The organism is Stenotrophomonas sp. STEN063 (assembly GCF_056854515.1).
This window is the reverse complement of record NZ_JBXFWF010000125.1, coordinates 1-2618: the sequence shown is the minus strand read 5'-3', so window position 1 is coordinate 2618 and position 2618 is coordinate 1. Positions and strand designations below refer to the sequence as shown.

General features: G+C 55.6%; 2 protein-coding genes. Both read right to left on the bottom strand.

The genetic code is table 11. From position 1 onward, the window contains the following. Nucleotides 1-119: 119 nt before the first annotated feature. Nucleotides 120-518: a hypothetical protein gene (locus tag AC1VWL_RS19225; protein WP_482987747.1), complete on the bottom strand. Its 399-nt coding sequence runs from the start codon at nt 516-518 to the stop codon at nt 120-122. Between the two features lie 1493 nt (nt 519-2011). Continuing rightward, nucleotides 2012-2618: hypothetical protein (locus AC1VWL_RS19220; RefSeq protein WP_482987746.1), on the bottom strand; the 607-nt coding region annotated here is incomplete at its 5' end.

The following is a 2618-nucleotide window of genomic DNA, read 5'->3' as shown; positions in this document are numbered from 1 at the left end:
GCGGTAGGTGCTTCTGGGGCCAGGGCGGGGCATTGGGATACTCCTGATCGTTAGGTCAGGGTGTCCACTAAAGCGAAGGAGCTACCGGTTCGGCTTGAATGAATTGTTAGGCCGCGTGCTCATAGATCAGCAGCGTCCTCTACGAGTGCCCAATCTTTCATGTCTGGAACAACGCGTTGGGCTACAAACTCAAAAACATCGCCATACGTCGCCGCAACGATATTCCAGGTTCTTGAGGATGGCATGGAGCTGTCACCGAATACGGGATGGAAGTACACAACTTTATCCGTGATGCGGCCGCCGACCACCTCCAACCCCGCGAAATCGTCACAATCTTGGCGCCTAGCGAACACAAAGACCTCGCCACCGCTCACGTCCTCGCGACGGAATGCGTTGGCCGCGAATGCCATCTCGTCCGGATCTCGGATGAAGTGCCAAGGCGTAAAGCTGGTCAGGGCCTGTGCGAGAAACCATCGAAGCGCATTGGGCCAAGAAGTATCAATCTTTGAATGTTCCATTGTGCTTCCAAGCGGCCTAACTCTGGAATTAAGCCGCGCCGTGTAGCGGCGTCGGCTTGAATGAACTGTTAGGCGGCTGTGGCCAACTACCGCCCCCTGACCAATGCTGCCTTGCTTGTACAACCCAACGCGAACCGATCATGCCACAGCTCGCGGGATGGAGCTTGCCCAGGAAGCCTTGCCGAGCGTTGCTGTCGAAGTGCGATGAAATGATTGCGATGGGGCAATGAAGCGTAAGGCGAAGTGGCTGGCTTACCGCTGCCAGGCACAGTTGGAACTGTTACCCGGAGCCGACCGGTGACTCGCCGATGTTGCTGCCGAAAGAAGAAGGGCCAGCCAACCAAGCACACTGCCGCCTAACTCTGGAATTAAGCCGACCCGCGCAGCGGGTTCGGCTTGAATGAACTGTTAGGGCGCGGTTGCTGCATTGCGCCCAAGCATGTACTTGATGGCATGTGCTTGGCTACCAAGTATGAGAACTACTGGTGCAAAGCAAGTTAGCGTGGATTGCCAGAAGTAGCCATCTTTGTGATCAAGGGCAGCCCAGAGAAGGGAAATGACAGCGGAACCGATAAGGGTTGGGAGTGTGTACGCGCGCGTAGCTACAGACCGCGATCGAAACACGAGCCAGATGATGGACACGATGCTTACGAGCCAAGCGATTGGGAAAATGATTTCGACACCCATGATCTGCGCCCTAACTCTGGAATTAAGCCGACCCGCGAAGCGGGTTCGGCTTGAATGAAATGTTAGGGGGCTGGCCAGTGACGCTCAATCGGGAACTCCAATGGCTGAAGCCACCTTGCGCGATATGCAGCATCGCGTGCAATTTTGCGTTGACGGTCGCGAATCTTAGTGATGTACAAAGTATCACCATCAACTAGCTCAACGAGGCCTGTTTCTGACCTTCCCTCGTCCCAGAAGAAGATGCGCTGCGAGTAACCGTTGTTTAGTGAGCCATGCCAGACAAGGAAGTGCCATGACCGGCCATCAGGTCCGTGCATCGGGCCTTCAAGGTTTTGACCACGCCACCAGCTCACACAGCCCCCTAACTCTGGAATTAAGCCGACTCGCGAAGCGAGTTCGGCTTGAATGAACTGTTAGCCCTCATCCGGATCTGGCTCACGCGGAAGCCGTTCCCAAGGTGCACCAACGGAATCCCGCCAAGCCTGCCAGCCAATCGGAAGATCAGCCAACTCTCCAACGCTCCGGTCCTCTTGATACGCACAACCGAGGCAGACGATGGCGCCATGGGCACTATCATTGGTGGTACCGCAAAGGAACTGCCAATCACCGTCGTGATCGTGACTGACCAACAGGACGGGATAGCCCTCGCGTAGCACCTTGGTTGTGGTGAACGCAGCTAGGTTGGTCGGCTCTGAGAATGGCCAATCGGATGCTGGAAACGAATGTGGATGTTCCTCGACTGAGTCCATTTGGGCTAACTCCGGAATTAAGCCGGCCCGCGCAGCGGGGTCGGCTTGAATGAACTGTTAGGGCTCATACGGCGCCAGTAGTGAGTTCCAGAAAGTTGGAACCGGTGAGCCAAGGATGTTGGATAAGCCGACTTTAAGAGCAAGCTGTTCCTCCGCCGTAAGTGGGTTCTCCTCCAGCCCAACGGGATGCTCTCTGCGCCTTGTGTAAGGACGAACGAACTCGAGGGCGGCCAAGAATTGATGCCAGGAATCCGCGACTGGTGTGGTCTCCCAGTAGCCCATGCCATGCGTGGCTGTATACACCGAAAATGATGTCTGGGACTGATCAATGAAGATCGGGTCGCCACATGCGGTTTCTCTGGCTAACACGAGCCAACTCTGATTCCAGTCAGGCCCTTCGTACCCGATCTGTTCTTCGGTTAGCGCGGAAAGTGAGAAGAACGCTATGCCACCTATGCCAAAAGAAAGGTCAGGTTGGGGGAGAAGATTCTTGGCTAACGACGATGTGTCCATGAGCCCTAACTCTGGAATTAAGCCGCGCCGCGAAGCGGCGGGGACTTCCTTCGAAAAAGTGGACACCTGTTGGTCAAGGGCAGGTGCGCTCGAATTCTGCTGGTGTTCGATAACCCAGTGCCGAGTGTAGGCGCTGGTTGTTGTAAAAAGC

Coding starts and splice junctions, on each gene's coding strand:
- AC1VWL_RS19225 (WP_482987747.1), bottom strand. CDS start 518: ATGGAACATTCAAAGATTGATACTTCTTGGCCCAATGCGCTTCGATGG.